The organism is Methanoculleus sp. UBA303, assembly GCA_002501655.1.
Taxonomy (GTDB): domain Archaea; phylum Halobacteriota; class Methanomicrobia; order Methanomicrobiales; family Methanoculleaceae; genus Methanoculleus.
This window is the reverse complement of sequence record DANY01000039.1, coordinates 1-25,870: the sequence shown is the minus strand read 5'-3', so window position 1 is coordinate 25,870 and position 25,870 is coordinate 1. Positions and strand designations below refer to the sequence as shown.

The 25,870-nt window shown below is 64.1% G+C and carries 26 protein-coding genes and 1 pseudogene; 19 read left to right on the top strand and 8 right to left on the bottom strand.

Annotated features, from left to right (window positions below; all coding sequences use genetic code 11):
* From BP846_RS09615 to BP846_RS09605, 3 genes are all read left to right on the top strand, one after another.
* A partial coding sequence (locus tag BP846_RS09615) for a DUF6345 domain-containing protein (RefSeq protein WP_292394810.1) occupies nt 1-1,173 on the top strand: 1,173 nt, incomplete at its 5' end.
* A gap of 1 nt (nt 1,174) precedes the next feature.
* The gene (locus tag BP846_RS09610) at nt 1,175-2,131 is read left to right on the top strand and encodes a hypothetical protein (protein WP_292394808.1); all 957 of its coding nucleotides are present in this window, start codon (nt 1,175-1,177) and stop codon (nt 2,129-2,131) included.
* Between the two features lie 227 nt (nt 2,132-2,358).
* Nucleotides 2,359-3,099 (top strand): hypothetical protein, encoded by a 741-nt coding sequence (locus tag BP846_RS09605; protein WP_292394806.1) that lies wholly within the window; start codon nt 2,359-2,361, stop codon nt 3,097-3,099.
* Nucleotides 3,100-3,114: 15 nt separating this feature from the next.
* Here BP846_RS09605 and BP846_RS09600 read toward each other — a convergent pair whose 3' ends face one another.
* Entirely contained in the window at nt 3,115-4,764 is a 1,650-nt protein-coding gene (locus BP846_RS09600; RefSeq protein ID WP_292394804.1) for a tetratricopeptide repeat protein, read from the bottom strand.
* A 198-nt stretch (nt 4,765-4,962) separates the two neighbouring features.
* Here BP846_RS09600 and radC point away from each other — a divergent pair, with 198 nt between their 5' ends.
* From radC to BP846_RS09575, 5 genes are all read left to right on the top strand, one after another.
* Nucleotides 4,963-5,631, top strand: a complete 669-nt coding sequence (radC, locus tag BP846_RS09595) for a RadC family protein (RefSeq protein WP_292394802.1) — start codon at nt 4,963-4,965, stop codon at nt 5,629-5,631.
* 588 nt (nt 5,632-6,219) lie between these two features.
* The gene (locus tag BP846_RS09590) at nt 6,220-6,900 is read left to right on the top strand and encodes a YIP1 family protein (protein ID WP_292394800.1); all 681 of its coding nucleotides are present in this window, start codon (nt 6,220-6,222) and stop codon (nt 6,898-6,900) included.
* Nucleotide 6,901: 1 nt separating this feature from the next.
* Nucleotides 6,902-8,041: a COG1361 S-layer family protein gene (locus tag BP846_RS09585; protein WP_292394798.1), complete on the top strand. Its 1,140-nt coding sequence runs from the start codon at nt 6,902-6,904 to the stop codon at nt 8,039-8,041.
* Nucleotides 8,042-8,046: 5 nt separating this feature from the next.
* Complete coding sequence (locus BP846_RS09580) at nt 8,047-8,715, top strand: ABC transporter ATP-binding protein (RefSeq protein ID WP_292394797.1); 669 nt, start codon at nt 8,047-8,049, stop codon at nt 8,713-8,715.
* Nucleotides 8,712-9,866, top strand: coding sequence for an ABC transporter permease (locus tag BP846_RS09575; protein ID WP_292394795.1), 1,155 nt, complete (start codon nt 8,712-8,714; stop codon nt 9,864-9,866). The genes BP846_RS09580 and BP846_RS09575 overlap by 4 nt, the downstream gene beginning before the upstream one ends.
* A gap of 7 nt (nt 9,867-9,873) precedes the next feature.
* Here BP846_RS09575 and BP846_RS09570 read toward each other — a convergent pair whose 3' ends face one another.
* The 3 genes from BP846_RS09570 to BP846_RS09560 are packed head-to-tail and all read right to left on the bottom strand — an operon-like array spanning nt 9,874 to nt 11,293.
* The gene (locus BP846_RS09570; RefSeq protein ID WP_292394794.1) at nt 9,874-10,137 is read right to left on the bottom strand and encodes a hypothetical protein; all 264 of its coding nucleotides are present in this window, start codon (nt 10,135-10,137) and stop codon (nt 9,874-9,876) included.
* Nucleotides 10,130-10,798 (bottom strand): DUF2953 domain-containing protein, encoded by a 669-nt coding sequence (locus tag BP846_RS09565; RefSeq protein ID WP_292394792.1) that lies wholly within the window; start codon nt 10,796-10,798, stop codon nt 10,130-10,132. Before BP846_RS09565 ends, BP846_RS09570 begins: the two co-directional genes overlap by 8 nt.
* A gap of 21 nt (nt 10,799-10,819) precedes the next feature.
* Nucleotides 10,820-11,293 (bottom strand): spore germination protein GerW family protein, encoded by a 474-nt coding sequence (locus BP846_RS09560; RefSeq protein ID WP_292394790.1) that lies wholly within the window; start codon nt 11,291-11,293, stop codon nt 10,820-10,822.
* Between the two features lie 118 nt (nt 11,294-11,411).
* On the opposite strand from BP846_RS09560, the gene BP846_RS09555 reads away from it, so the two are divergent.
* A complete protein-coding gene (locus BP846_RS09555; RefSeq protein WP_292394788.1) occupies nt 11,412-12,257 on the top strand; it encodes a class I SAM-dependent methyltransferase in 846 nt (281 codons plus the stop codon).
* A gap of 5 nt (nt 12,258-12,262) precedes the next feature.
* On the opposite strand, the gene BP846_RS09550 is transcribed toward BP846_RS09555, so the two are convergent.
* Nucleotides 12,263-12,847 (bottom strand): metal-dependent hydrolase, encoded by a 585-nt coding sequence (locus BP846_RS09550; protein ID WP_292394786.1) that lies wholly within the window; start codon nt 12,845-12,847, stop codon nt 12,263-12,265.
* 153 nt (nt 12,848-13,000) lie between these two features.
* On the opposite strand from BP846_RS09550, the gene BP846_RS09545 reads away from it, so the two are divergent.
* The 9 genes from BP846_RS09545 to BP846_RS09505 are packed head-to-tail and all read left to right on the top strand — an operon-like array spanning nt 13,001 to nt 21,901.
* Nucleotides 13,001-14,359 carry a TrpB-like pyridoxal phosphate-dependent enzyme gene (locus BP846_RS09545; RefSeq protein ID WP_292394784.1) on the top strand — a complete coding sequence of 453 codons (1,359 nt, stop codon included), beginning with the start codon at nt 13,001-13,003 and terminating at the stop codon, nt 14,357-14,359.
* Between the two features lie 10 nt (nt 14,360-14,369).
* Nucleotides 14,370-15,881 carry an anthranilate synthase component I family protein gene (locus tag BP846_RS09540; RefSeq protein WP_292394782.1) on the top strand — a complete coding sequence of 504 codons (1,512 nt, stop codon included), beginning with the start codon at nt 14,370-14,372 and terminating at the stop codon, nt 15,879-15,881.
* Entirely contained in the window at nt 15,878-16,462 is a 585-nt protein-coding gene (locus tag BP846_RS09535; protein WP_349680772.1) for an aminodeoxychorismate/anthranilate synthase component II, read from the top strand. The genes BP846_RS09540 and BP846_RS09535 overlap by 4 nt, the downstream gene beginning before the upstream one ends.
* On the top strand, nt 16,459-17,475 hold the full coding sequence (trpD, locus tag BP846_RS09530) for an anthranilate phosphoribosyltransferase (RefSeq protein WP_292394781.1): 1,017 nt from the start codon (nt 16,459-16,461) through the stop codon (nt 17,473-17,475). The genes BP846_RS09535 and trpD overlap by 4 nt, the downstream gene beginning before the upstream one ends.
* On the top strand, nt 17,472-18,230 hold the full coding sequence (locus tag BP846_RS09525) for an indole-3-glycerol phosphate synthase TrpC (RefSeq protein ID WP_292394779.1): 759 nt from the start codon (nt 17,472-17,474) through the stop codon (nt 18,228-18,230). Before trpD ends, BP846_RS09525 begins: the two co-directional genes overlap by 4 nt.
* Nucleotides 18,227-18,799, top strand: a complete 573-nt coding sequence (locus tag BP846_RS09520; RefSeq protein WP_292394778.1) for a phosphoribosylanthranilate isomerase — start codon at nt 18,227-18,229, stop codon at nt 18,797-18,799. Before BP846_RS09525 ends, BP846_RS09520 begins: the two co-directional genes overlap by 4 nt.
* Entirely contained in the window at nt 18,796-19,968 is a 1,173-nt protein-coding gene (trpB, locus tag BP846_RS09515; RefSeq protein ID WP_292394776.1) for a tryptophan synthase subunit beta, read from the top strand. Before BP846_RS09520 ends, trpB begins: the two co-directional genes overlap by 4 nt.
* A complete protein-coding gene (gene trpA, locus BP846_RS09510) occupies nt 19,965-20,801 on the top strand; it encodes a tryptophan synthase subunit alpha (protein ID WP_292394774.1) in 837 nt (278 codons plus the stop codon). The genes trpB and trpA overlap by 4 nt, the downstream gene beginning before the upstream one ends.
* Nucleotides 20,798-21,901, top strand: a complete 1,104-nt coding sequence (locus BP846_RS09505) for an ATP-NAD kinase family protein (protein ID WP_292394773.1) — start codon at nt 20,798-20,800, stop codon at nt 21,899-21,901. The genes trpA and BP846_RS09505 overlap by 4 nt, the downstream gene beginning before the upstream one ends.
* Before the next feature lie 723 nt (nt 21,902-22,624).
* On the opposite strand, the pseudogene BP846_RS09500 reads toward BP846_RS09505, so the two are convergent.
* Nucleotides 22,625-23,515, bottom strand: a pseudogene (locus BP846_RS09500) (Na/Pi cotransporter family protein); the annotation flags it as partial.
* 163 nt (nt 23,516-23,678) lie between these two features.
* Between BP846_RS09500 and BP846_RS09495 the strand changes: the two are divergent.
* Entirely contained in the window at nt 23,679-24,344 is a 666-nt protein-coding gene (locus tag BP846_RS09495; protein ID WP_292394771.1) for a cytochrome c biogenesis CcdA family protein, read from the top strand.
* 439 nt (nt 24,345-24,783) lie between these two features.
* Here the strand turns inward: BP846_RS09495 and BP846_RS09490 are convergent, their stop codons facing one another.
* Both BP846_RS09490 and BP846_RS09485 read right to left on the bottom strand, forming a co-directional pair.
* Nucleotides 24,784-25,353, bottom strand: coding sequence for a YIP1 family protein (locus BP846_RS09490; protein ID WP_292394769.1), 570 nt, complete (start codon nt 25,351-25,353; stop codon nt 24,784-24,786).
* 83 nt (nt 25,354-25,436) lie between these two features.
* Nucleotides 25,437-25,870 (bottom strand): RNA-guided endonuclease InsQ/TnpB family protein (locus BP846_RS09485; protein ID WP_292394767.1); only part of this gene is annotated, 434 nt, incomplete at its 5' end.

Sequence of the window (25,870 nt, the reverse complement as noted above, 5' to 3'; positions counted from 1 at the left end):
CCGCTCTGGCTCGCCGACGGGCATGACACGATAGCGGTCTTCGACGAGGTGGACACGGCCGGCCACTCCGTTCTCTGGTACAACGGTTCGAGTGGCTGGGAGTTAATGGGCTCGCAGGATGAGTTCAGGCCGCTCGAGGGGATATGGATCTATGCAAACAAGTCGTACCAGATCCCGCTCTACCTCAAACCCACGCAGGAGCAGACGTCAGCGACAAAACATCTCTATTCTGGCTGGAACGTTGTCGGCTTCTGGGACGTGCACCAGGCCTGCGCACGGGACATGCTTCTCCCCCTCGGGAGCGCATGGGCAACGGCACAGGGCTATGATGTGGAAACACAGGATTACGAGGTCAGTATGGTTAATGGCGGGACAGGCAGCAACAGCGACCAGCGCCTGATGTTTCCGGGAAAGGCATACTGGGTGTACATGACGGGAGAGGGAGACCTGATCCGTTCGTACTACAGGAGTTATTCCTTCTGCGCCGAGTGGGTGGGCGACTACCACGGCATGCAAGACCCCCTTCCCAGCGCCGGTGCGGAGGCCGTGGGCTTCTACGACACGCTTTCCTGGTCGAGTTCATGGACCGGCCAGTTTATCAACGGCAACGACACCGCGATGGAACGGCACTGGAAGGACCCGGCCTTCGGCGGGGTGGATTCGGACTACATCGACAACACGCACCTGGCCTTCTTCGTAGGTCACGGGTGGGAGGGCGGGTTCGTCTTCGGGACGGCCGCCGACGATTACGAGCTGAACTACAGCGAGGCGCGCTGGGGCAACACGAAGACCGACTGGATTGTCCTTGCCTCATGCAACGTCCTGAATGAATCAACATGTAAGGAGTACTGGGGACCGGCCTTCGAGGGGCTCCACTCGATATGTGGCTTCGACACCATCGGGGGCGCTCACCCGGATCTGGGGTGGTATTTCGCGCAAAAACTGATGAATGGTGAAACAATCAAAAAGGCGTGGTTTATGGCAACCGATAGATATGTCTTCCCGAACGACGGCAGCCTGAAATCGGCGATTCTCGCCGCCGATATTGACGGAGACCTGAGCACGCCTGACTGCCTCGACGACCATATTTACGGGTACGGGTCGTCGATCAATCCGCCCGGCGATCCTCCGCTTTTCCAGTACAAAACAGATTCCTGTAAATTGGAGGTATAGTATGGTAGTGAAACAGATTGCAATCGGCTTTGCCGTCCTCATACTGCTCGTCGCCGGGACGGCACTGATACCGGCGGCGTCTCCACAGGACAATGAAGGCGTAAACGGGGGAATCGAGATTGTCGGACCGTACGGCGTGCAGAGTGTCTCTGAGATCGCTTTCGGCACAGCCCTCCCGCGGTATCCCGAACAGACCATGGTCTACAAGACGGTCGACTCCGTTGTGTCGAAGGACGATGCCCTGAAGATAGCGGAGAGGTTCGGTATGTCCGGAGCGGTCGAGGAAAGCGGAGGAAGGATCAAGTGTTACGTCGTCAAAAACGAACCCTACACGTTCGAGATCGAGAAGGAGGCCGGGTATATGACCTACACGTGGAATGACCGCTACTCCGGGGTGGACCCCCGGGACCGCCCCGAAAACCTCCCGACCGATGAGGAGTGCCGGAAGATCGCTGAGACGTTCCTCACCTCCCACGGGCTCATGCCAGAAGGGGCAGCATATTCGGGTATATCGCACGGGAAGGGATCTGCTTTCAATGTTGCAAAAAATATCAGTATTGCCACCTATAAAGACACCTGTGTCCACTTCACCGACACCCTGAGCGGCTATCCCGTGGCCGGGAGTGGGATCTACGCCACGGTCGGCGGGGGCGGCGATGTCCTCAAGGTTGGTAAACGCTGGCGCGATGCCGAACCCTACAAGGAGTTCCCGATCCTCTCTCCCGAAGAAGCGATTGAGGAACTCAAACAGACCGGGGTCGTCACCACGGTAGGTTCGCCGAAGAAGGCGGTCGTCGAGGAGATCAAGCTCTGCTACTATGCAACCCCGCCCGGGACCGAACAGCCCTACCTCAAGCCGACCTACTCCATCCGCGGCACCGTGGAAGGGGAGAACGGGACCGGGACCTTCTTCCAGTACGTCCCGGCGGCCCCGGAACTCGGGAAGGGGTTGTACTGACCCCTTTTTCGTGAAATGTTGAGACCATGATGAAACAGATTGCAACCGGATTCATCGTCCTCGTGCTGCTCGTTGTCGGGACGGCAATGCTGCCGGCGAGGTCCCCGCAGGGGGTTCCCGTCTAACCCGGCCATAGCGTTCTTCGTGCTGCTCGCTGCCGGTCGTGCCGGTGCCCTCGCGCCGGATGGGAGCCGGCGAACAAAGGCGTCCGTTCTGCAGGTGGAACAATGAGGGTAGATAATCTAGCCCTGCTGGCGCTTTCCCTCGGGATCATGGTGATCTCTTCGGGCTGCACGGGAGTGATCAGCGTTCCGGTTGCCCATCCTCTGCAGATCGAGGAGGGGCCGATGACCGGGGTATGGGAGGAGATCCTCAAGGCCGCGGACCTCCGGAACGAGACCGCTCGACTGGAGACATTCGATATCCATACGGACGCCGGCAGGGATGCCGATTCGTTGCACATCCTCTTTTCAGGGGTGCGGCACGAGAGAACGGTATGGTACGACGCAGCGCTCACCGGGACCGACCGGGTCGTCCTCCGGCAGGAGAGGAGACCGGAATCGTCCGGTTCGGGGCCGCATCCCTCCGGGGTCTTCGAGGCACTGGACACCTGTTTCCGGACCACACCCCGGGAGGACGGGACGATCACATCTGCAGATCTCCGGAACGGTGCCAACATCGTGTTCGATAGCGAGTATATCCGGACCTTTGCATACAGCAATGGCCGCCTGCACCCCCTGCGACTGGTAACGTTCCCCCAGGACGAGATGGTGTATTATCTGAGTGTGTGCAACTACCCTGAACCCACCATGAACGGAACAGCGGACCACCGCTCGGGCGGGGGAGCCACCGGGGGTGCAGGCCGGGGGTGTGAGCAGCCGTGCCTGACCCTGTTCACCAAAGATCAGCTGGCAAAAGCATCCCTGGTCGAGAGACTGCCGGAGACGGCCCCCGCCCCCGGGCAGTAGTGCAGGAACCCCTCCTCACCTCGGCACCCGCCGCAGCCTCTCGTAACATTTGACCGCCTCGGCGGATCGGTCGAGGTAGACGAGCGCCATCGCCTTCCCCTTGAGCGCGTCGGCGTCATCGGGATTCGTGGCGAGCGCCCGGTCGTAGCAGTCGAGCGCCTCCTCGCAACGCTCCAGGATGACGAGGGTGTTGCCCCGGGCGCACCAGGCCTCCGCCCTCGCGGGGTCAGCCTCGAGCGCCCGCGTATAGCAGGCAAGGGCTTCGCCGTAGCGCCCGAGAATGAAGAGTGCAAGGCCTTTGTTATGCCATGCGTCCGCATTCTCCGGGTGCGCCCGGAGTTCCTGGTCGTAGCAGGCGAGCGCCTTGTCGTAGTGCGTGAGGATCGAGAGGACGTTTGCCTTGTTGCTCCAGACCCTCTGGTTCTCCGGGTCGATCCCGAGCGCCCGCTCGTAGCAGACGAGCGCCTCTTCGTAGCGCTCAAGCCGGTAGAGCGCGTTTCCGTAGTTGTTCCAGGCGACGGCGTTCTCCGGGTCCGTCCGGACCACGGCCTGGTAGCAGGCCGTCGCTGCCTCGTAGTTCCCGAGGGCGTAGTAACTCTCGCCCCGGTAGTAGTATGCGTCCGTATGGTCGGCCCGGATCCTGAGCGCCAGGTCGAAGCACTCGATCGCCTCCTCGTAGCGCTTCTGGGTAAAGAGGAGAAAGCCCTTCTGGTACCATATCTCCGGATCAGCGGTGTTCTCCCTGAGCGCTCGGTCAAAACAGGCGATCGCGAGGTCGTAGCGTCTCAGCCTCTTCAGCGCCATGCCCTTCTGGTACCAGATCCCGGTATGCTCTGGCCTGATCCGGAGCGCCCGATCATAGCAGACGAGCGCCTCCTCGTAGTGTTCCAGGTGCTGTAGTGCCCGGCCGCGGTTGTACCAGGCATCGGCGTCATCGGGACGGAGGGCGATCGCCCGGTCGAAGCACCCGACGGCTTCGTCATAGCGCTGGAGCGCCGCAAGCGTGCATCCCCGGGTGTACCAGGTATCGGCGTGGTTCGGGTCGATGGTGACGGCCCGGTCAAATGAGGCGAGCGCATCGCCGTACCGGGCGAGGAGGATCTGCATCGTCCCCCTGGCGTACCAGGCACCGGCGTTTTCGGGGTCGAGCGCTATGACCCGGTCGTAACAGTCGATCGCTCTGTCGTACCGGCGTTCGGTGGCAAGCGCCGTTCCGCGGGCGAACCAGGCCTCGATTCGGCCCGGCTCGATGGTGACGACCCGATCGTAGCAGGCGATCGCGTCAGGGATTCGCCCCATATTCTTGAAGGCATGCCCCCGGGTGAGCCAGGCACTTGCAGAGTCGGGTGCGAGTTTTACCGCCTGGCCGCAGTACTCGGCTGCCTCCTGGTACTTCTGGAGGTTATAGAGCACCTGTCCCCGGGAGTACCAGGATCGGGCAGAGGTCGGGTCGAGCCTGATGGTCTGGTCGAAGCATTCTGCGGCCTCCCGGTAGCGTCCGGCGGTAGTGAGGGCGAGTCCTTTGTGGTACCAGGCCGTGGTAGCGTTGGCGTCCAGGTTGATCGCCCGGTCGTAGCACTCGATGGCCCGGTCGTACTGCCCACGCTCACCGTACGTCCGTCCCTTCCTGCACCAGGCCTCAGCGCTCTTCCAGGGAAGTTCCACTCCGTGAGTGATAGCAGTCTTTAGGCAAAAGGATTTCGATAGAGTTCCGGGTAAATTCCCTGACCTGGAGAAGAAATTTCCTCCATCATATCTCCTTTCCCGGCACTGCACCCGTCGGTGAGTGGGACCGATTGGCAACATATACATGCTCCGGGATCAAAACCGGGAATCAAGGTTACCCGATCAGGCCGGATGGGCATGAAGAGGATGTGCGATATACCGAACCGCGATCGTCCGCGTGAGAAACTGGCAACACGAGGACCCCAGGCGCTCACCGATGCCGAACTGATTGCTCTTCTCCTCGGGCGCGGCATCAAGGGGCGTGACGTCTCGCAGGTCGCCGGCGACGTCGAACGGTACCTGAGGACTGCCGAAGGCAGCCCGTCGTATGACGCCCTCCTTGGGATTGAGGGAGTCGGAGCGGCGAAGGCCTGTGAGATCATGGCCTGCTTCGAACTCGGGCGGCGTTACCTGGGGGACGACGGTGTCTCGGGAAGCCGAATCGCCTGTCCCCGGGACGTGCTCCCGCTGGTCGCCGAGTGGCGGGACAGGAAACAGGAGTACTTCTTCTGCATAACACTCAACGGTGCCGGCGAGGTGATCGAACGGCGGATTGTCACCGTCGGGATCCTGAACCAGAGTCTCGTCCACCCCCGGGAGGTCTTTGCCGAGGCGATCACCGACCGCGCCGCCTCGGTCATCCTGGTTCACAACCACCCGTCAGGCACCCTGGACCCCTCAACCCAGGACATCAGCATCACCCGGCAACTCGTCGAGGCCGGGTCAATCCTCGGCATACGGGTGCTCGACCACATCATCGTCACGAAGAGGGGCTACGTGAGCCTCAAAGAACTTGGGCACCTCTAGTGCATCGATTCTCAATTACCAGCACTTTCACCGGAGGAGATCATCGATCGTGTTTCGCACCACCCGGGAGTTTGCGTCCCCGGGCACGGATTTTCCCGGATATCCCCATGCACCGTCCCTCTCCCGGAGGGAGCGGGGGCTTTGAGGAAGAACGTACGGGTACCCGCCTGCGGGGGTGGGGGCGAGTCCCCTCCCAGGTCCCCACCCCCTCCGGGGTGATTCCCACCACGGTCCATTGCCCGGGGATAAGCCTGAGGAGAGGCCGTTTTCATGCGTGCAGCCTCTTGCATAGCCCCGTGTGGGTCTCACACAGCATGAGTTGCTTCACGCGGAAGTTCACGAAGGGGGGGCAGGAACTCTACAGACTTCGCGTCCTTCGCGCACTTCTGCGTGAGGTTACCCGGGACATCTGCAATGCGTAGCTGCCCTGGAGTACTACCACGATCGGAACTGGGTTGCCAACAATACAGCCACCCGGCATTTCATCCGCCTGAAGAAAATTTGCGACGAAAATAACCGTCCTTTTAGCGCGAATCCGTGTTGTCCCGAATTCCCGTCCCCGAAAAAGTTTATCCCCTCTCGCCTGCTATGGGTATGCGAGGCACAATCGTCATGAATACTGGATCTATCCGGGTGCTGCTCGACCCCGGGCGTTTCTTCGAGGAACGTATGCAGGACGAGCCGGGCCTGAAGATACCGGCGCTGATCGTGCTCGTCTACGGGCTTATCAGTGCGGTCGCGGCCGCGCTGGCAGTGAATATGGTCATCGCCATACTGCCCGCGGAAGCGCAGGCCTTCGGGGCGATCGGGGTGGCTTTCGCCGTGGTCGGTGCCGTTATCATGGGATTCCTGGCATGGATCATCTGCGCCGCTGTCTTCTACATCTTCTCGATGCTCTTCAAGGGCAAAGGATCGTTCACGCGGACGCTGGAGTTTACGAGCTACGGTCTCCTGCCCCAGATCTTCGGGGGCATCATCGGGACTGCCTTCTCCTACCAGGTCATATCGAACCTGACAATCCCCTCGGTAACAAACCCCGAGCAGATCGCGGAGATATCCGAGAGTCTGGCAGGCATAATTGCGGCCGACCCCCTGACACAGATCGCCGGCCTCCTGGGCATCCTCTTCGTTCTCTGGAGCGCGAACATCTGGATCTTCGGCATGAAATACGCGCGCAATCTCTCCACGCGGGACGCGGCTCTCACCGTCGGGATACCAGTGGCGCTCTATATTGCCTATATCCTCATCACACTCGTCGGATGGCTGTAAGATGAAACTCCTTCACCTGACTATCATTTCGCTCATATGCGCCGTCGCAGTGGTCGCCGTACCGGCCTCTGCAGGACCTGCCGACATCACCGTGACCTCCTCCACGCTCGACCCCTCTGTCCTGATGAAGGGCGACACCGGGACGCTCACGGTGGAGATCAAGAACAACGGTGCCGGGTCCGTCACCATCAAGAGCGCCCGGCTCTTTGGGAACGGTGTCGTGGCCTTAAGTGACTCCTACCCATCGGTCGGGGAGATCGGTGCCGGGAACGCGAAGACGTTCACCTTCACTGTCCGGGCAGACGGGGGGGAGGGGACATTCTACCCCATGTTCGTCCTTGACTTCCTCGACGCCGGCAGCCTCCGCTACCCGGTCCCGGTCCAGGTCGAGGACACCCCGCTCAGTGCGTCAGTGGTCGGAAAGCCTGACGCCTTCTCGGAAGGAAGGACCGCCGACATAACCGTCCGGGTCGGCAATCCCCGCCCGAACGCCGCCTCCGGCGTCCAGGTGATCCCGCAGGGAACGGGTTTTGCCGTCACACCGACCGGAGCGTTTGTCGGCGCTCTGGCGTCTGATGGCTCCGCCACCGCCCTCTTCAACCTGACTCCAACCGCGGAGACGGACGTCACCTTCCAGGTGGTCTGGCGTAACGGCATCAACACCCACTCCGTCGACCTCGCCCTGCCGGTCGCCTTCGGCGAGGATAAGCGGCAGGCGGACCCGCTCATCACCAACGTCGAGGTCACGCCGGAAGCCGGGGGATACCGGATCGTGGGCGACGTCACAAACGCAGGTCTGGAGCCCGCACGCTCGGTGCTCGTCACCGCCGGTGCGCCGGCGACGCCCACTGACCCGTTCCGGGTCTACGTTGTGGGCACCCTCGACCCGGACGATGCTTCTCCGTTCGAAGTGACGTTCCGGACCGATGCGAATGTGACGGAGGTTCCGATCGCCGTCGAGTATCGTGATAGCGACGGGAACCGCTACACCACGACGACGATGGTCGAGGTCGCCGGCGGCACGGCGGCGGCGCCTCTTGAGGAGCGTGACGGCGGCATACCGCTCGTCGGCATAATCGTTGCCGCGCTTGTCGCGCTCGGGATAGCCGGGGCTATCTACTACTCCTGGAGACGGAAGTAACGACGATGCCGGTCATCAGTTTCGACGCGGTCACGAAGGTCTATCCCCTCCCGGCCGGCGACGTTGTGGCGCTCGCCGGGATCGATCTCGCGATCGAGAAGGGCGAGTTCGTCCTGGTCATGGGCCCCTCCGGGTCGGGGAAATCGACGCTCTTAAACATCATGGGGTCGCTCGACGTCCCGACCTCGGGGGAGGTCACCATCGCCGGAAAGCGGATCAGCGGGATGGACGACGACGAGCTGACCCTTATGCGGCGGGACCACATCGGGTTCATCTTCCAGCAGTTCAACCTCATCCCGTTGCTGTCGGTGGTCGAGAACGTCGAGTACCCGCTCATCCTGAAAGGCCGACGGAACGGGTCCCGGGAGCGGGCAGAAGAGGTCCTCGCGGCGGTCGGGATCACCGAGACGCACCTCACCCACAAACCGGGCGAACTCTCGGGCGGGCAGCAGCAGCGTGCGGCGATCGCCCGGGCGCTCGTGAATGACCCCGACTTCCTCCTCTGCGACGAGCCGACCGGTAACCTGGACACGAAGACCGGGACCGCGATCATGGATCTCCTCGCCCGGATGAACCGCGAGGAGGGCAAGACCGTCGTTATGGTCACGCACGATCCCCGGATGACCGAATACGCCGACCGGACGATCCGGATGGTGGACGGGAGGCTGGCATGACCTTCCTCGACCTCGCCCGCCGGAACGTCAGCCGCCACTGGCTCCGGTCGGCCCTTGCTGTCACCGGGATCGTCATCGGCGTCGTCGCAATCGCCACGATGGGAATCCTCGGCAACAGCATCGGCCTCATGTTCAACGATATGGTCAGCGACGTCGGCGATACAATCGTCGTCTCCCCGGCGATGAGTGGTACGGGCGGCGACAAACTCACCAAACGGCAGGTTGACGATATCACCCGGGCGGCCGGTGCTAACCGGGTCATAACGATACCATTCGCGAGCACTTTCGATAAGATGTCCGTGGGCGAAAAGAAGGGAGGCACCATGATCTACGCGATGCCTGCCGGAGATATCCCTCTCCTGCTCGAGAAGGAGGCGGGAACCTACCCGAGGGACACGGGCTCCGGGTGCATGATCGGGAGCCGGCTTGCCGAGCTGAACAAGGAGACCGGCCTGAAACTCGGCGCCCGGGTCACGATCGGGGACGAGACCCTCCGGGTTGTGGGCGTGCTCAAGGAGCGGGGGATGGGGTTCGACATCAATCCCGACTACGCCATCATTGTGCCCTACTCCTGGTACTCGAGACACTACGACGAGGACAGGTACGACCAGGTGGTCGTGAAGGTCCGGGACGTCAAGGACCTCGACGTGGTCAAGGAGGGGATTGAGCAGAAGATGAACCGGCGGGAGGATGTCGTCAGCGTTATGGACACGAAGGCGATCCTCGAGAGTGTCTTTGCGGCCGCCGATTCGATCACGGTCTTCCTGTTGGGCATCGGCGCGATATCACTCATCGTCGCCGGAGTCTCGATCCTGAACGTGATGCTGATGTCGGTCACCGAACGGATCAAGGAGATCGGCGTCCTGCGGAGCATCGGCACCCGCCGGCGCGAGGTGATGCGTATGTTCATCTACGAGGCCCTGATCCTCGGGGTTGTGGGTGCCGTCATCGGGGGGGCGCTCAGTTTCGGTGCCGGGTATGTGATAACGGCGGTCATCGTCGAGAACCCGGACTACCTCTTCAACCCGACGAGCCTCCTCTACATTCTCTTCGGGATGGCGTTTGGCATCTTCACGAGCGCGGCCTCCGGCCTCTACCCGGCCTGGAAGGCGGCGCAATTAAACCCGATCCAGGCGCTTCGCCACGAGTAACGGGGATCTACCCCGCGCACTTCTCTTTTTCCCGCTCGATATCGTCGCGAAGCGTGCTGAGGATCTCCGCGGTTCCCCCGGGCGCTCCCGGGAGGAGGGTGAGGCACTCGTGCTCTCCTTCGGTGAAGAGGAGCGCAATCGGCACCAGGCTGACCGCGGCGCCCCCCTCCCGCCGCACCACGAGTGCCCTGATGATGGGGATGATGCACCGGCCGCCGATCTTCCGGGCGCCGCCGATGACGAGGTCGCCCCCCTCCTTCTCCTCACGCACCCGGAGCACCTCTCCCTGATACCTGGCGGAGCCGCTGCCGGACCGGTTTCTGCAGGAGAGCTCTTACGACCGCGACGACGATCAGGAGCGGCCGGCGGATCTGCATCCGGAGCGTGAAGGTGCCTTCGAAGATCTCATGGTCAAAGACCGGGGTCATCACGAAGTCGATCGCTTCGGCCGGCCAGAGGGCGTAGCGGGCGGCGGTGCAGTAGCCGTAGATGATGCCGGTGTCGGCCGGGCTCTCGAGACCGAGGGTGATATCTCCCCGGAGCGTCTCGAGATAGAGGGACCGGTAAACGGCAGCGAGGATCCTCCGGAGATGGGGCCAGAGGTCGCCGGCGGCATCGATGTACTCTCTCAACGGAAGGGCCGGTCTCCTCTCCTCTGCCTTCTTCTCCGGCGGGGCGGCGGCTATTTTTGCGAGATCCCGGGTCATGATCGGGCGGCCGGCGAGGAGGACCTCGAGCACCTGCACCCCGTCGTCGGCCCGGACCCTCGCCCCCACGATGCCCCAGGCTACGGTTGCCGTCGCCCGGAGGCTCTCCCGCCTGCAGTCGGCGACTGTCGAGAGGGTCACCGGGATCAGGTATAGGGCAAGCAGGATAGAGAGGATGATGATGGCGACGGCGAGCAGGATGGAGAAGAGAAGGGTCGCGGCCATAGAATGGAGGGGAAGAGAACCTTATGCCTCTTCTTCACCGCTGACCGGGATCTCCTTTCCCTCTTCCGATACCCAGGGCGTTTTACCTTTACTACCTTTGCGTTGCATCATCATCTCAGAGCCTTTTTCGAGCGCTTTAGCGACGTGCGGGCCGACCGTCTCCCCGATCGTCGTGATCACCTCGGCGATCTCGCTCTTCTTCTTCAGCGACATCACCTGGATGCCCTCAGGGCCGGGGACGCTTTTGGTGATGATGATCAGGGCCACGGCCGATATGCCGCCTCCACCGCCGGTCGCGGACCCGCCGTTCTGGCTGCCTTCCTTACTGCCTCCCGTGCCTTCCCCGCCACCGAACCCGAACCCGAACTCGGCGACCGGTATGATAACCCGGTCACCGGCCTCGACCGGGGCACCGAGGACAGCGCTCGCGCAGAGTGTTCTTGCAAGTTGATCGACGGTTATCTGGAGCATCGATTCGCCAGTCACACTATTCACCACAGGTATTCCTGTCACCGGCCTTGTATATAATGGTTGGGGTGTTCCGGGGGCCGCAGGATGCCCGTCAGGATACGTATGGATACCTACTTACGCCGAGAGGGCGACCGACAGGCTGATGAAGGATGATATCGTCGTGGACTGGAACGAGGTCTGGCAGAGGAGGCTCGCCCTGAACCGGTCGACCCCGGAGTTCCGAGAGGGTGCCGATCTCTGGGGCGACCGGGAGCAGGCCCAGCGGTATGCCGTTCGGTCAGAGGCCGGCCACGCACGCCGGATCGCCGAGGTGATGCAGGACCTCAGCGTCGCTCCCGGTGACCGGGTGCTGGATATTGGGTCGGGGCCCGGAACCCTCGCTCTGCCGCTTGCCCGGGCCGGCGCCTCGGTGACGGCGGTCGACCCGGCGGAGGGGATGCTCGCCGAACTCCGGGCGGCGGCGGAACGGGAGGGGATCACCACAATCGCCGCGGTCCGGGGCCTCTGGGAGGAGATCGACCCTGACCGTGACCTTGACCCCCCTTACGACCGGGTGGTCGCCTCGTTCTCTCTTGGTATGCCGGATGTCCGGTCGGCCCTCGCCGCGATGGATGCAGTCGCCTCCGGGTCAGTCCACCTCTACTGGTTCGCTGACGAACCGCTCTGGGAGCGGCTCTACCTGGCGCTCTGGGAGGATCTGCACGGGGCGCCATACCGCCCAAAGCCGAAGGCTGACTGCATCTTCAACGTCCTCTACGGCATGGGGATCTATCCGAACATCATGATGCGCCCGCTCGACGGCACGACCACATTCGTGACCGTGGAGGATGCGGTCGCTCACTTCGCCACCCGGATGAGTGTGGAGACCCCGCGGCAGAGGGAGACCCTCCGGAATTACTTCAAGAAACACCTTATCCGGCAGGACGGCGGGCTCGCCTTCTCCGGGGCCTCGACCTACGCCGCGATATGGTGGCGGAAACGGGGGTGACCGCCTCACAACAGAAGCCGTCCCCCCACGACCAGCGCGGCGAGTATGGCGAGGCCGAGCGCGGCGAAGAGCACCCGGCGGCTGGGTGGGCTCGAGAGCCGGGTGACGGCGGTTCTGATCTCCCGACGGTAAAGGACGGCAAACAGCGCGACAATCAGGAAGAAGAAGAGCCATTCGCTCGGCTGGGAGAGCTCCCGCCATATGGAACTCCAGAGGTAGTCTTGGGGGTAGTTGTGCCGCTGAAGGGGTCCGAGGAGCGGCCAGAACCATTCGACGGGCTGCTGCCACATCCCGTCAAGGAACTGGTGGCTCGCCATCCCGGCAGCCAGCACGAGGAGGCCGATCCTGTGGTGGTAGTGGTAGAGAACGAGGCCGAGGGCGGTAACCAGCAGAAGGACGGTGAGGCCGTGGAAGTATATCCTGCCGTAGTCTACGGTCCCGGCAAGGATGATGTGCCCGAGCGGCTTGTCAATCAGGTCCGGGAGCACGGCGCCCAGTGCGGCGAGCGCGACAACCCGGCGGTCGTTGGTGAACGCGACCAGCACGAGGCCGATGAGGATGCCGGCCACGACGTGGGCGAGGAGGTACATCGCTGACCAGTAGCAGAACAATCATATACTCTTTTTCCCGGAGGCACTTCCGGGCCGGGCAAGGACTCTGATGATCCCGTCATGCGACTGTGTCCTCAATGGTACACTGTTGGTCCGTAATGTATATTGGTGTGCAGAGTACACCATGTGGGTATGCAGACGAAGATCCTCCTTGACGAGGGGGAGATGCCGAAACGCTGGTATAACATCCAGGCGGATCTCCCGACGCCCATGGCCCCGGTCCTTCACCCGGCGACCGGAAAGCCGGCGGTCCCCGACGACCTCCGCCACATCTTCCCGATGGAACTGATCCGGCAGGAGATGAGTACGGAGCGCTACATCGATATACCCGGCGAAGTCCGGGACATCCTCACCCTCTGGAGGCCGAGCCCGCTCTACCGGGCGAGAAGGCTTGAAGCCGCCCTGAAAACCCCCGCAAAGATATACTATAAGTGGGAGGGCGTGAGCCCGCCGGGTTCGCACAAGCCCAACACCGCCATCCCCCAGGCCTACTACAACCGCGAGGAGGGGATCGAGCGGCTCGCGACCGAGACCGGGGCGGGACAGTGGGGCTCGTCGCTTGCGTTTGCAACGGGCCTCTTCGACATGGAGTGCACCGTCTACATGGTCCGGAGTTCGTACGAGCAGAAACCCTACCGGAAGAGCATGATGCAGGTCTACGGCGCCGAGTGCCTGCCGAGCCCGTCGAATAAGACCCGGTCGGGCCAGGCGGTGCTCGCCCGCGACCCTGACACACCGGGCTCTCTCGGCATCGCCATATCGGAGGCGGTCGAGGACGCGGCGAGCCACGATAACACCAACTATGCGCTCGGCTCCGTCCTCAACCACGTCTGCCTCCACCAGACGATCATCGGCCAGGAGGCGCGAGAGCAGCTCGCGATGGTGGATGCCTACCCGGACGTCGTGATCGGGTGTGTCGGCGGCGGTACCAACTTTGCCGGGCTCTCCTTCCCGTTTGCCGGCGAGAAGATGAAAGGGAAGCACCCCGATACGGATATCATCGCGGTGGAGCCTGCCGCCTGCCCAACCCTGACGAAGGGGCTCTACGCCTACGACTTCGGAGATGTTGCGGGGTTAACCCCGATGATGAAGATGTTCACTCTCGGTCACGACTTCGTCCCGCCGGCGATCCACGCCGGCGGCCTCCGCTACCACGGGGCATCGCCGCTTGTCTCCCGGCTCGCCCACGATGGGGTGATCCGGTCGGTCGCCTACCACCAGAACGAGGTCTTCGACGCCGCCATGACCTTTGCCCGGACGGAGGGGATCATCGTCGCACCCGAGTCCGCCCATGCGGTGAAGGCCGCGATCGATGAGGCCCTTCGTTGCCGGGAGACCGGTGACGCGAAGGTGATCCTCTTCAACAACTCCGGGCACGGCAACTTCGACTTCTCCTCCTACGACGCCTACATGGCAGGGAAACTTGCCGATTACGAGTACCCGGCGGAGCTGATCAAGGAGTCGCTCTCCCGGCTGCCGGTGACGGGGTGATGCCGGTGGAATGGACAGAGCTCGAAGAGAGCTGAACACTGAGCCGGGGTGCGAGGAGGTCGTCGCCGCGGCGGCAGAGAGCGGCCGGCCTCTCATTGTTCCTCTATTTTGTGAGATCCCTCTCCCCGCCTCTCCTCCGGCAGACCTCTACGCCTCCCTCCGGGACGGCCCGGGGTTCCTGCTGGAGTCGCTTGAAGGGAGCGGGAAGGCCGCCCGTTACTCGTTCATCTGCACCGCCCCGGCCGCGACGATCGCCGTAGCCTCCGATGGTGCGGCGACAGTCTCCGGCGACCCTCGCATCCGTGAGATAGCCGGGGATATCGAGGCCGCCGACGCCATCGATGCCGTCCGCTCGTTCATGGGCCGGTTCCGGGTCGTCCCCTCACCGCTCCAGAGGTTTTCGGGGGGACTTGCCGGCTACTTCTCCTACGACCTCATCTCTTCTATCTACCCGACGGTCCGGCCGGATGCGGCGGAGGACCCGGAAGAACCCGTCGCCCGGCTCATGCTGGCGCTGGACTGCCTGGCCCTCGATCACCGGGAGCGGCGGCTCGCGGTCATCAGGAACCTGCTCATCACCGACGGGGCCGATCCTGAGGTGGAGTACTGCCGGGCCCGGGACGCAGTCGCCAAAAGGATCGCCCGGATACGCGACATCGCTCCGCGAGCTCCGGCTGACCCGGACCCTTCCGGGGTCGTGGCATTGTCGTCCTGCACCCGGGAGGAGTTTTCGGGAGCGGTCCTCCGGATCCAGGAGCATATCGCGGCAGGCGATATCTTCCAGGCGGTCCTCTCCCGGAGGCTCACCTGCCGGATCGACGGCGATCGGTTCGGCGTCTACCGGCGGCTGCGGGCAAAAAACCCGAGCCCCTATATGTACTACATGGACTTCGGGGACCTGGTGGTCGCCGGGAGCAGCCCCGAGATGCTCGTCCGGGTGGAGGGCGGGGAGGTGACGACGGTCCCGATCGCCGGCACCCGGCCGCGGGGGTCGACCCCGGCGGAGGACGACAGGCTCGCTGCCGAACTCCTCGCCGACGAGAAGGAACAGGCCGAGCACATCATGCTCGTCGACCTCGCGAGGAACGACGTCGGGGCGGTCTCGACCTATGGGAGCGTCTCGGTGGAGGGGTTCATGACCGTCGAGCGGTTCTCACACGTCCAGCATATCGTCTCTACGGTATCGGGCACGCTCCGGGATGGGTGCGACCGTTTCGACGTTCTGCGGTCCTGTTTCCCGGCGGGGACCGTCTCCGGCGCCCCGAAGGTCCGGGCGATGCAGATCATCGACGAGGTAGAAGGGCTCCGGCGGGGGATCTACGCGGGAGCTGTCGGCTATATCGGCTTTGCCGGCATGATGGACCTTGCAATAGCCATCCGGACGGTCGTCGTGCAGGACGGCGTCGCCTCCGCCCAGGTGGGGGCGGGGATCGTCGCCGACTCCGACCCCGGCCGGGAGTGGACTGAGACCGAGAGCAAAGGACGGGCGATGCTTGCGGCGCTCGGCGCGGAGGTGCAATGATGCGGGTGCTCGTCATCGACAGCTACGATAGTTTCACCTTCAACCTCTGCCAGCAGATCGGGATGCTCGGGGCGGAACCGGTCGTGGTGAAGAGCGATACCCCGTTTGAGCGACTCCGCTGCGGCGGATTCGATCGGGTTGTCCTCTCTCCCGGCCCGGGGCATCCCCGGGAGTGCACCCTCTACCGGGAGGTCCTTGCGACGATCAGCCGCACCGTCCCGACGCTCGGGGTCTGCCTCGGCCACCAGGCGATCGGCCTCGCCTTCGGTGCCGGGATAGCCCCGGCCGACCGGCTGATGCACGGGAAGCGGTCGGTGATCCGGCACAACGGTGCGGGGATCTACGCGGGGGTGCCTAGCCCCCTCGTCGCGACCCGCTACCACTCGCTCGTCATCGACCCCGCCACGGTCCCGGACTGCCTCGAAGTGACCGCCCAGAGCGACGACGACGGGGCGGTCATGGGTGTCCGGCACCGGGAGTTCCCGATCGAGGGGGTGCAGTTCCACCCGGAGAGCATCCTCACTCCGGACGGGAACCAGCTGATGGCAAACTTCCTCTCCGGCACGGGGGACCGGGCATGATCCGGGAGGCGATCGCCCGGGTCTCCTCGGGCACGGACCTCACCCCTGCCGAGGCGGGAGGGGTGATGGAGGAGATCGTGCGGGGCGCCGCGACCCCCGCCCAGATCGGTGGATTCCTCACGGCGCTGCGGATGAAGGGGGAGACTGTGGCGGAGATCGCGGCGTTCGCCCGGGCGATGCGGGCGGCGGCCGTCCCGGTCTCCCTCCCGGCCCCGGAGGCGCGGGTGGATACCTGCGGGACCGGGGGCGACGGTGCGGGAACCTTCAACATCAGCACCGCGGCCGCTTTCGTCGCCGCCGGGGCCGGGGTTCCCGTCGTGAAGCACGGGAACCGGGGCGTGTCGAGCCGGTGCGGCTCGGCCGACGTCCTCGAGGCGCTCGGCGTCTCCGTCGCGATCCCGCCCGACCGGGTCGCAGGGGTCCTCGCGGCCGCCGGGATCGTCTTCCTCTTCGCCCCGGCCTACCACCCGGCGATGCAGTACGCACGGTCGGCCCGGCAGGAGATCGGGATCCGGACGGTCTTCAACCTCCTTGGTCCCCTCACGAATCCGGCGCGTGCGGGGGCGCACCTCCTCGGCGTCTACGACCCCCGCCTGACCGTTCCGGTCGCCCGGGTGCTCGGGGACCTCGGGGCGGAGCGCGCGATGGTGGTCCATGGTGCAGGTCTCGACGAAATCGCGACGACCGGGCCGACGACGGTCGCGGAGCTCCGGGACGGCGAGGTCCGGACCTACACCCTCGACTGCACGGAGTTCGGTATCCCGGCGTCGCCCGTCTCGGCACTCCGGGGCGGCGGGTCCGAGGAGAACGCCCGGACCCTCATCTGTGTCCTTTCGGGCGACTGTGGGCCCGCCCGGGATATCGTTCTCCTCAACGCCGGGGCGGCGATCTACCTCGGCGGGAAGGCCGGCGATATCGCACGGGGCATCGCCCGTGCGGAGGAGTCGATCGACTCGGGAGCGGCGCTCGACCGGCTCCACCGGCTGATCGAGGCGACCGGAGGCGGGGCATGATCCTCGACGATATCATCCGGTCGACCGCTGAGCGCCTCGACAGTCTTGAGGCTCTTCCGGCGGTCGATCCCGGCGCTCTGCCTCACCGGAGTCTTGCGAAGGCCATACGGGCGTGCCGGGGGAAGAACGCTATCATCGCCGAGGTGAAGTACGCCTCCCCGTCCCGCGGCAGGATTCACGACGGCTCCACCCCCGAAGCGATCGCCCGGGAGTTTGCCGCCGCCGGAGCCGCCGGCCTCTCGGTGCTCACCGAACCCACCTACTTCGGGGGGAGCACCGAGTTCCTCGTCCGGGTACGGCGTGCGGTAACGGTCCCGATCCTCCGGAAGGACTTCATCATCGACGAACGCCAGCTCGTAGAGAGCCGGGCGCTCGGCGCCGACGCCGTCCTCCTGATCGCCCGGGTGCTCGGGAGCAGCCTCCCCGTGTTCGTCGACGCGGCACTCGCGCTCGGCCTCGAGCCGCTCGTCGAGGTCCACGACAGAAGCGAGATGGAGCGTGCCCTCGCGACGGAAACGAACCTCATCGGGATCAACAACCGCAACCTTGAGACGATGACGATCGACCTCTCGACGACGGTCCGCCTTGCAGAGGCGGCACGCGACGAGGGGAGGATTGTGGTCTCGGAGAGCGGCATCACCTGGCCCTGGGACGTCAGGAACCTACGCCGGCACTGCGATGCGTTCCTGATAGGGTCCACCCTTATGTCGGCCCGGAACCGCCAAAAGAGGCTGGAGGGATTTGTATTCGCGTGAAGATCTGCGGGATCACCACGGTCGGCGACGCTCTTCTGGCCGCGGCGGCGGGAGCCGACGCGATCGGCGTGGTGCTTGCGAGCCCATCGCCGCGAGTCGTGACACCGGACCGGGCACGGGATATATTTGCGGCGGTTCCGCCGTTTGTGATCACGGTCGCCGTCACATCGACCGACCGGGCGGACAGTCTCGCGGCGATCCTCACCTGCCGCCCGGATGCGGTGCAGGTGGGGGGCCGCCTCGATGTGCCCCGGGATGCGGCGGTGCGGGTCATCCGGATGCTTTCACCCGGCGATCCCCTGCGGGACGACTGCGACGCGGTGGTCGTCGACGGCAGCCACGGCACCGGACGGGCGTTCGACCCAGAATATGCAAAAAAATGCGTGGCGGCATCGCGGGTGCCGGTCATCCTCGCGGGCGGGCTCACCCCCCGGAACGTGGGCGGGGCGATACGGGCGGTGCGGCCGTACGCCGTCGACGTCGCCTCAGGCGTCGAGACGGCGCCGGGGGTCAAGGACGGCCGTCTCATGAGAGCGTTTGTAAAGATATGCAGGACGACGGATCTATGAAAGCAGGACGATACGGAGTATACGGCGGGCAGTACGTGCCCGAGACACTGATGAGCGCGCTGATCGAACTCGAGGAGACGTACGGCCGGGTCTCTCTGGACCCGGAGTTCTCCCGCCGGCTCGGCTGGTACCTCCACGAGTACGCCGGCCGGGAGACCCCGCTCACCTACTGCGAGAATCTCTCCCGCGACCTCGGCTGCCGGGTCTACCTGAAGCGGGAGGACCTCCTCCACGGCGGTGCGCACAAACTGAACAACACCCTCGGCCAGGCGCTCATGGCGAAGTTCATGGGCAAACGCCGGCTCATCGCTGAGACCGGCGCCGGGCAGCACGGCGTCGCGACGGCGATCGCGGGTGCGGCCCTCGGCCTCCCCGTCGAGGTCTATATGGGCGAGGTGGATACCCGGCGCCAGGCGCTGAACGTCTTCCGGATGGAGCTCCTCGGGGCCCGGGTCATCCCGGTCGCTTCCGGGACGCGGACGCTCAAGGATGCCATCAACGCGGCGATGCGCGACTGGGTGGCAAACTCCCGGGATACCCACTACCTGCTCGGCTCCTGCGTCGGCCCGCATCCCTTCCCCTGGATAGTCCGCGACTTCCAGTCGGTCATCGGCGAGGAGGCGCGACGGCAGGTGCTCGAACGGGAAGGGCGACTCCCCGATACCGTCGTCGCCTGCGTCGGCGGGGGTTCGAACGCGATCGGCATCTTCTACCCGTTCGTGAACGACGACGTGGCGCTGGTCGGCGTGGAGGCGGGAGGCGAGGGCCTGGATACCGCCCATCACGGGGCTTCGCTCTCGGGAGGCTCGGTCGGGGTCTTCCAGGGCGCGCTCTCCTACCTCCTCCAGGACGGCGACGGCCAGGCGCTCGAGACGCACTCCATCGCCGCGGGCCTCGACCACCCCTCCGTCGGACCTGAGCATGCCATGCTGAAAGACTCCGGAAGGGTTCGCTACGAGGCGGTCACCGATGCCGAGGCGCTTCATGCCTTCCGCTACCTCTCCCGCACCGAGGGGATCATCCCAGCGCTCGAGTCCGCCCATGCGGTCGCCTACGCCCTCCGGGCGGCCGGCGATCTCGGGGAGGACGGTATCCTCGTCATCAACCTCTCGGGGAGAGGCGACAAAGACGTCGCCGAGGTTGCGAACCTCCCCGGAGGTGCGGCATGAGCCGGATCGACGGGCTCTTTGCCCGAAAAAACCCGGTCTTCATCGGCTTTACCGTCGCCGGAGACCCCGGTATCGAGACGTCGTTTCGGGTAGCGAAAACGATGATCGATGCGGGCGTCGACCTCCTCGAGATCGCTATCCCCTACTCCGACCCCGTGGCGGACGGCCCCGTGATAGAGCGGGCGCATGCCCGTGCTCTCCGGGCGGGCACCACGCCGGACGACGTCTTCGCCCTCGTCCGGCAGGTCAGGGAGCACGCGCCGGACCTGCCGGTCGTCCTCTTCACCTACTATAACATCGTCTACCGCCGGGGTCTCGACCGGTTCTTCGCGGAGACCGCGGCCGCCGGTGCCGACGGCGTCCTCATCGTCGACCTCCCCGTCGAAGAGTCGGGCGAAGTCGCGCCGTCCGCCCTCCGGCACGGCATCGACCGGATCGCCCTCATTGCCCCGACAACATCGCCGGAGCGGCAACACGCGATCCTCCGGGAGGCCTCCGGGTTCGTCTACCTGATATCGCTTGAGGGGGTTACCGGCGAGCGCGACCGGCTCCCTCTCCATGTCGCCGGGCTGGTCGGCGCGGTGCGGGAGAAGACGGATCTCCCACTCGCCGTCGGGTTCGGGGTCTCGCGCCCGGAGCATGTGGGTGCGGTCGCAGCCGTCGGTGCAAACGGCGTCATCGTGGGGAGTGCGCTTGTCCGGATCGTCGAGGAGCACCTCGGCGATGAGGCCGGGATGCACGAAGCGCTCCGGACCGCGATCAAAGCGATGCGGTGCGGGATCGTCCCCGACCCTGGTCCTGATATACCCCGGCGGGAGAGAGTAGAGGGATGATGCAGACCGTCGGGTTTCTGCTCAACCCGGTCGCCGGGATGGGCGGCGCCGTGGGGCTCGCTGGGACGGACGGACAGGTCGCGGAGGCGATCCGGCGCGGTGCGGTCCCGCATGCCCACGACCGGGCGGTGCAAACCCTTTCCCTCCTCCGGAGCGTCGATATCGCGTGGTATACCTGTGCGGCGCCGATGGGTGAGAACGCCATTGCAAGCGCGAAGATCGACCGCTTCACCGTCCTTTACCAGCCCGGCGTCCCGACCGCCGCCGCCGACACGAAGGCCGCGTGCCGGGCGTTCCTCGATGCCGGGGTCGATCTCGTCGTCTTCTGCGGCGGGGACGGGACGGCAAGGGATGTCTTTGACGCTGTGGGGCGGGAGGTGCCGGTCCTCGGCATCCCGGCCGGGGTGAAGATGTACTCGGCGGTCTTTGCCGTCAACCCGGCGGCGGCGGCCGACCTCATCCGGCAGGCCGGGCGGATTGACTGCCGGGACTCCGAGGTCATGGACGTCGACGAGGAGGCCTACCGCTCGGGCCGGCTCGCCGCCCGGCTCTACGGGTATGCTTGCGTTCCTTTCATCCCGGAGCGGACTCAAGGAGGGAAGCAGGTCTTCGAGCAGCAGGACGAGGAGCGGGCGAAGGACGATATTGCCGCGTTTATCACCGAGATCATGCTCCCGGATACTCTCTACATCGTCGGTGCCGGGAGCACGACGACCCGGGTCCTGGAGCGGCTCGGTCTTGCCCCGACGCTGCTCGGGGTCGATGCCGTCAGGAACGGGGAGGTCGTCGCCCGCAACGCCGACGAGCAGACGCTTCTTGCTCTTCTTGACGAGTATCCGCGGGCAAAGATCGTCGCGAGCCCCATCGGGGCGCAGGGATTCGTCCTCGGGAGGGGAAACCAGCAGATCAGCCCGGGCGTCCTCCGGAAGGCGGGACTACGGAACCTGATCGTTGTCGCCACGCCGGGGAAACTCGCCGCCACGCCCCTCCTGTACGTCGATACCGGGGACGCGGCGCTCGACCGGGAGTTCGGCGACACGCTCTTGGTCGTCTCCGGCTACCGGATGGCGCAGAGGAAGCGGGTCCTCCACCCGGAGTGACGCCGGCTCGCTCCTCTTCTGGACGGAGTACTGCTCGGCAAGCTTGCGGAGATCCCGCACTTTGGCGTTGGCCGCCTCGATGACGGAGAGGACCTCGAGATAGCGGCTGTCCCCGAGATCGCCCTCCCTCTTGAGGCTGATGAGCTGCTCGCGGTAGTGCCCGTTGATGGCGCGCTGGAGTTCGGCGTCCCGGGCGCGGAGTTCTGCGACGGTCGTATCCCGGATTTCCGGGAAGAGGAGCCCGAGCCCAACGATGTTCTCGTCGAGGATCCGGTAGACGCTCTCTGTCTTCTGCACGAGAACGACGCGGGCACCGTTTCCGTTCTGGGACGCCCTGCGGAAGAACTCCCCGAGATCCGCCCCGAGATAGGCGAGCCGCTCGATCTCGTTTGACATCCGCACAAGGAAGACCACCTCGGTCGCCTCCCTGTCCGAGAGCTGCCTCGCGGATATCGTCCGGAGAGCCTGCTCGATCCTTCTGTCCAGGTGGCTGTTGAGGTTCTTGAGCCGCTCGACCATCTGGTAGTCGGCCTCCTCTGACGTGGCGAGGTAGGTCATCGCCGCCCGGAAGAGGTCGAGCGTGACCTCGTGGGCGTGCCCGAGTTCCTTCCGGATCAGCTCGAACCCAAGGTGCGTATCATCGGGGATGTCGCCCTCGAGGTAGCGTGTCCGCATCAGGATCTCGGGTTCGCTCCCGGGCACCGCCCATGTAACGACCTGCCCGAACTGCCTGATAAAGAGGAGAAAGACCCCCGCCGTGAGCAGGTTGAAGATGAGGTGGGCGTTTGCCACCATCTGCGCCTCGCTTCCGCCGATCGTCGTCACGAGTTCGGTGAACGGCATGAGGAAGGGCAGGATCAGGAGCACCCCTCCGAGATTGAAGGTGAAGTGGGCTACCGCCGCCCGCCGTGAGTAGAGGTTCATCCGGGTGGAGGCGATGAGGGTCGTCGTGGTTGAACCGATGTTTGCGCCGAGCAGAAGCGGGATTGCCTGCGGGAGGGTGAGCAGCCCCTGCTGGGCGAGGACGACGGCAAGCCCGGTCGTCACGGCGCTCGACTGCACCATGGTCGTCACGAGAAACCCGATCAGGATGGCGAGCGGGAGCGCCGAGAACTCTGTGATAAGCCCGATGATCTCGGGGTCGTTCTGGAACGGTACGAGCGCCGTGGAGATGAGGTTCAGGCTGAAGAAGACCAGACCGAAGTAGAAGAGGGGTTTCCCGAGAAACCGGTAGCGCCGCCCGAAGATCCCGACGAGAAAGCCGACCGGGATCAGCACCTGCCCGAACGCCGTCATCTTGAAGGCGACGAGCTGGGCGGTGACGGTCGTCCCGACGTTTGAGCCGATGATGATTCCAAGGCTCTGGATGAACGAGAGCGTCCCGGTATTGACGAGATTGACAGTGATGATCGTGGTTGCCGCGCTCGACTGGACGAGGGCGGTGACGGCGGCGCCGAGGAGTGCGGCGAGGATCGGCCGCTCTGTCACTCTGCCGAGGATCCTCGCGAAGCTGCCTTTCGCGACCGCGAGAATCTCCCGGGAAAAGTTCTCGATTCCGTAGAAGAAGAGGATCAGGCCGGGAACGACGGCGAATACTATTTCCCACGGGACCATTGATGCTCCAGGAATATAGTATCTCTGCCCTGAAATACCTCTCTAAATGTGTTTCCGGCGGGGGTTTCCCCGGGATCGGGTGGTGCATTCCTCACCGGGCTACTACTCCGGCGGGGGTTTCAGAACCACAGATATATCTCCGGATGCAACCCAAACTCTCTTCGTGGCATCCTTCGACCCGTCGGTGCTCGGGATCTTCATCTTCGGCCTCGTCGCCGGCATCTGCCCGTGCAACAGCGTCCTTTGCCTGGGACTGATCGGCTACCTGACGAGCGGGAAGACGAATCTCTCGCTGGCAAACATCCTCAAGTTGACCGTAGCGTTCTCGCTCGGCACGGTCCTCGTCCTCCTGCCGCTCGGGGCGGTCGCCGGGTACCTCGGGGAGTACCTGCTCTTCCTCAACGATACTATCGCGTGGGCGATCGGCGGGGTGCTGATGATCCTGATGGGGCTGCAGCTCCTGCACGTGTATAAACCGCCGATACGGAGCATCTTCAACTTCTTTCGGGCGCCCATCTCCTACTCCGTCACGGGAGCGTTCCTCCTCGGGCTCTCGTTCGGGGCGATCACCGTGGGGCGCGGGGCGCCGATGCTGCTTATCGTCCTGACCTACATCGCGCTTTACCAGACGGCGCTTGAGGGGTTGTTCACGATCCTTGTGTATGCCGTGGGGCTCTCGATTCCCTTGATAGCGATCAGTTCGCTCGGGGGTGCGCTCGGGAAGAGGGTCAAGGAGAAGGCGAGGATGAGCGGCGAGGTCTTCGACCGGTTTGTGGGCGTCGCGATCATCGCGATTGGGGTTTATTTCCTGTATCTGGCGTTTTGCTGAGAGAATCTTCCGGACCCGTCCCTTACCCCTCCTCGTCAGGACGACAAACGGGACTTGGGCTGCAACGCCGGTAAGCGTCGCCCGCTGTTGCCTGTGGACCGAAACGGCACCCGATGAGTGGGAACGAGGTTGCGGTTCCCGCGACTGACAAGGTGACGATGACGAGCCACGACCGCAACCGAGCGATGAGATTACCGGCCGTAGCCGCCTCCCGAGGAGAGAGGGGATGACGCTACCTGAACATATCTGCACCACACCGCGATGTGAACCGGGGATGGAAATTCGCGGTTCGGCCCGTCGGATCCTGTAACTCTGCATGAGAAGCAGACCCTCTTCTAGAAACGTTCACTCTCACGAGCCTCTCCATGTCGGGCTGCCCCGACCGATTCCGCTCCTGGAGAACCCTGTCCGTACAGCGACCCGGCCTAGAACAGGGAGATCACGGGGACAACCAGGGACCGAAGATCCACCTGGAGAAATACATCGCGAGAACCGCACTGGTTGCAAGAGAGACGAATACGGCCCGGTCCTCCGACATTTCATGGAATACCCGCACACTGAGATAGGTTATCAGACAGAAAGCGAGGAGGAGCAGCAGGCCTGCATACGGGGCCTTTACTACCACGACCGCCCAGGAGAAGAGGATGCAGGGCGACAGGGAGTAGATCACCGATTTCATCGTCTTCTCGAATTCCCGGTGTACGTCGACGAAGAGCAGAAAGAAATGCTCAACGAGGCTGATCGCGAGGAGTGCGATGGTTCCGGTTATCAGGCCCTGTATTAAGCTGATGATGGTGCCCGATATCACGATCCAGTGCAATCCACCGGTCCCAGGTTCAGTCTCCGGGTACGGCCCCGTAAAGAAGGGTACCACCATGAACAGGATTGAGACGGCTATGACTATCGTGAAATAGAAGAGGAGATCGTCTCGCAACGGCTTTTTGTTCAGTTGTTCAAAAAGCCTCCGGGGGCTGGTGTAGGCGGTTTCCGATGGTATTCCTGTCGACATGGTCCTTCTCTCGCAGACGGCGGCATTCACCCGTCCGGCCGGGCCCTGTATACCGGGATACCGGTTCCGGTACAGTGAGTGAACTACCCCCCGCTTGCGCAGGGGGCTTCCTGCGAGTGTCCGGGGCTCTCTGGGAGCCTCAGACCTGTTTGTCGCAGATTACCGGCGAACTGCCGGTAGCCCGTCCACAGGGCATCTTGTGATAGGAACCGCACCATGATATTGACCGCACTGTTTTGGTCGCGATCAATGCAGTTCCCACATTCACAGTTCATAACTCGTTTCCAGAGCGGCATATCGTGAACCGCCCCACATACACAGCAGGTCTTCGTCGTGTTCTGTTCATCGATCTTTATTACTCTCTTACCTGCAAGGGCTGCCTTGTAGGTTAACAATCCGATGAACCGTGAGAGGTGTCCCGCGTTCTGGGTGGCTCGGTTGAGTCCGGGCGTGGCCTGCTTCGACTTCGGCATCTGCTTGACGGAGAGGTCCCCGACCAGGATCGTGGCGGCCCGGG

Excerpts from the sequence above, each read along its gene's own strand:
- BP846_RS09505 (WP_292394773.1), top strand. The coding sequence starts at position 20,798 with ATGATGCAGACCGTCGGGTTTCTGCTCAACCCGGTCGCCGGGATGGGC.
- trpB (WP_292394776.1), top strand. The coding sequence starts at position 18,796 with ATGAAAGCAGGACGATACGGAGTATACGGCGGGCAGTACGTGCCCGAG.
- BP846_RS09610 (WP_292394808.1), top strand. The coding sequence starts at position 1,175 with ATGGTAGTGAAACAGATTGCAATCGGCTTTGCCGTCCTCATACTGCTC.
- trpD (WP_292394781.1), top strand. The coding sequence starts at position 16,459 with ATGATCCGGGAGGCGATCGCCCGGGTCTCCTCGGGCACGGACCTCACC.
- BP846_RS09580 (WP_292394797.1), top strand. The coding sequence starts at position 8,047 with ATGCCGGTCATCAGTTTCGACGCGGTCACGAAGGTCTATCCCCTCCCG.
- BP846_RS09525 (WP_292394779.1), top strand. The coding sequence starts at position 17,472 with ATGATCCTCGACGATATCATCCGGTCGACCGCTGAGCGCCTCGACAGT.
- trpA (WP_292394774.1), top strand. The coding sequence starts at position 19,965 with ATGAGCCGGATCGACGGGCTCTTTGCCCGAAAAAACCCGGTCTTCATC.
- BP846_RS09490 (WP_292394769.1), bottom strand. The coding sequence starts at position 25,353 with ATGTCGACAGGAATACCATCGGAAACCGCCTACACCAGCCCCCGGAGG.
- radC (WP_292394802.1), top strand. The coding sequence starts at position 4,963 with ATGAAGAGGATGTGCGATATACCGAACCGCGATCGTCCGCGTGAGAAA.
- BP846_RS09575 (WP_292394795.1), top strand. The coding sequence starts at position 8,712 with ATGACCTTCCTCGACCTCGCCCGCCGGAACGTCAGCCGCCACTGGCTC.
- BP846_RS09545 (WP_292394784.1), top strand. The coding sequence starts at position 13,001 with ATGCAGACGAAGATCCTCCTTGACGAGGGGGAGATGCCGAAACGCTGG.
- BP846_RS09585 (WP_292394798.1), top strand. The coding sequence starts at position 6,902 with ATGAAACTCCTTCACCTGACTATCATTTCGCTCATATGCGCCGTCGCA.
- BP846_RS09555 (WP_292394788.1), top strand. The coding sequence starts at position 11,412 with ATGAAGGATGATATCGTCGTGGACTGGAACGAGGTCTGGCAGAGGAGG.
- BP846_RS09565 (WP_292394792.1), bottom strand. The coding sequence starts at position 10,798 with ATGGCCGCGACCCTTCTCTTCTCCATCCTGCTCGCCGTCGCCATCATC.
- BP846_RS09540 (WP_292394782.1), top strand. The coding sequence starts at position 14,370 with ATGGACAGAGCTCGAAGAGAGCTGAACACTGAGCCGGGGTGCGAGGAG.
- BP846_RS09605 (WP_292394806.1), top strand. The coding sequence starts at position 2,359 with ATGAGGGTAGATAATCTAGCCCTGCTGGCGCTTTCCCTCGGGATCATG.
- BP846_RS09535 (WP_349680772.1), top strand. The coding sequence starts at position 15,878 with ATGATGCGGGTGCTCGTCATCGACAGCTACGATAGTTTCACCTTCAAC.
- BP846_RS09550 (WP_292394786.1), bottom strand. The coding sequence starts at position 12,847 with ATGTACCTCCTCGCCCACGTCGTGGCCGGCATCCTCATCGGCCTCGTG.
- BP846_RS09590 (WP_292394800.1), top strand. The coding sequence starts at position 6,220 with ATGGGTATGCGAGGCACAATCGTCATGAATACTGGATCTATCCGGGTG.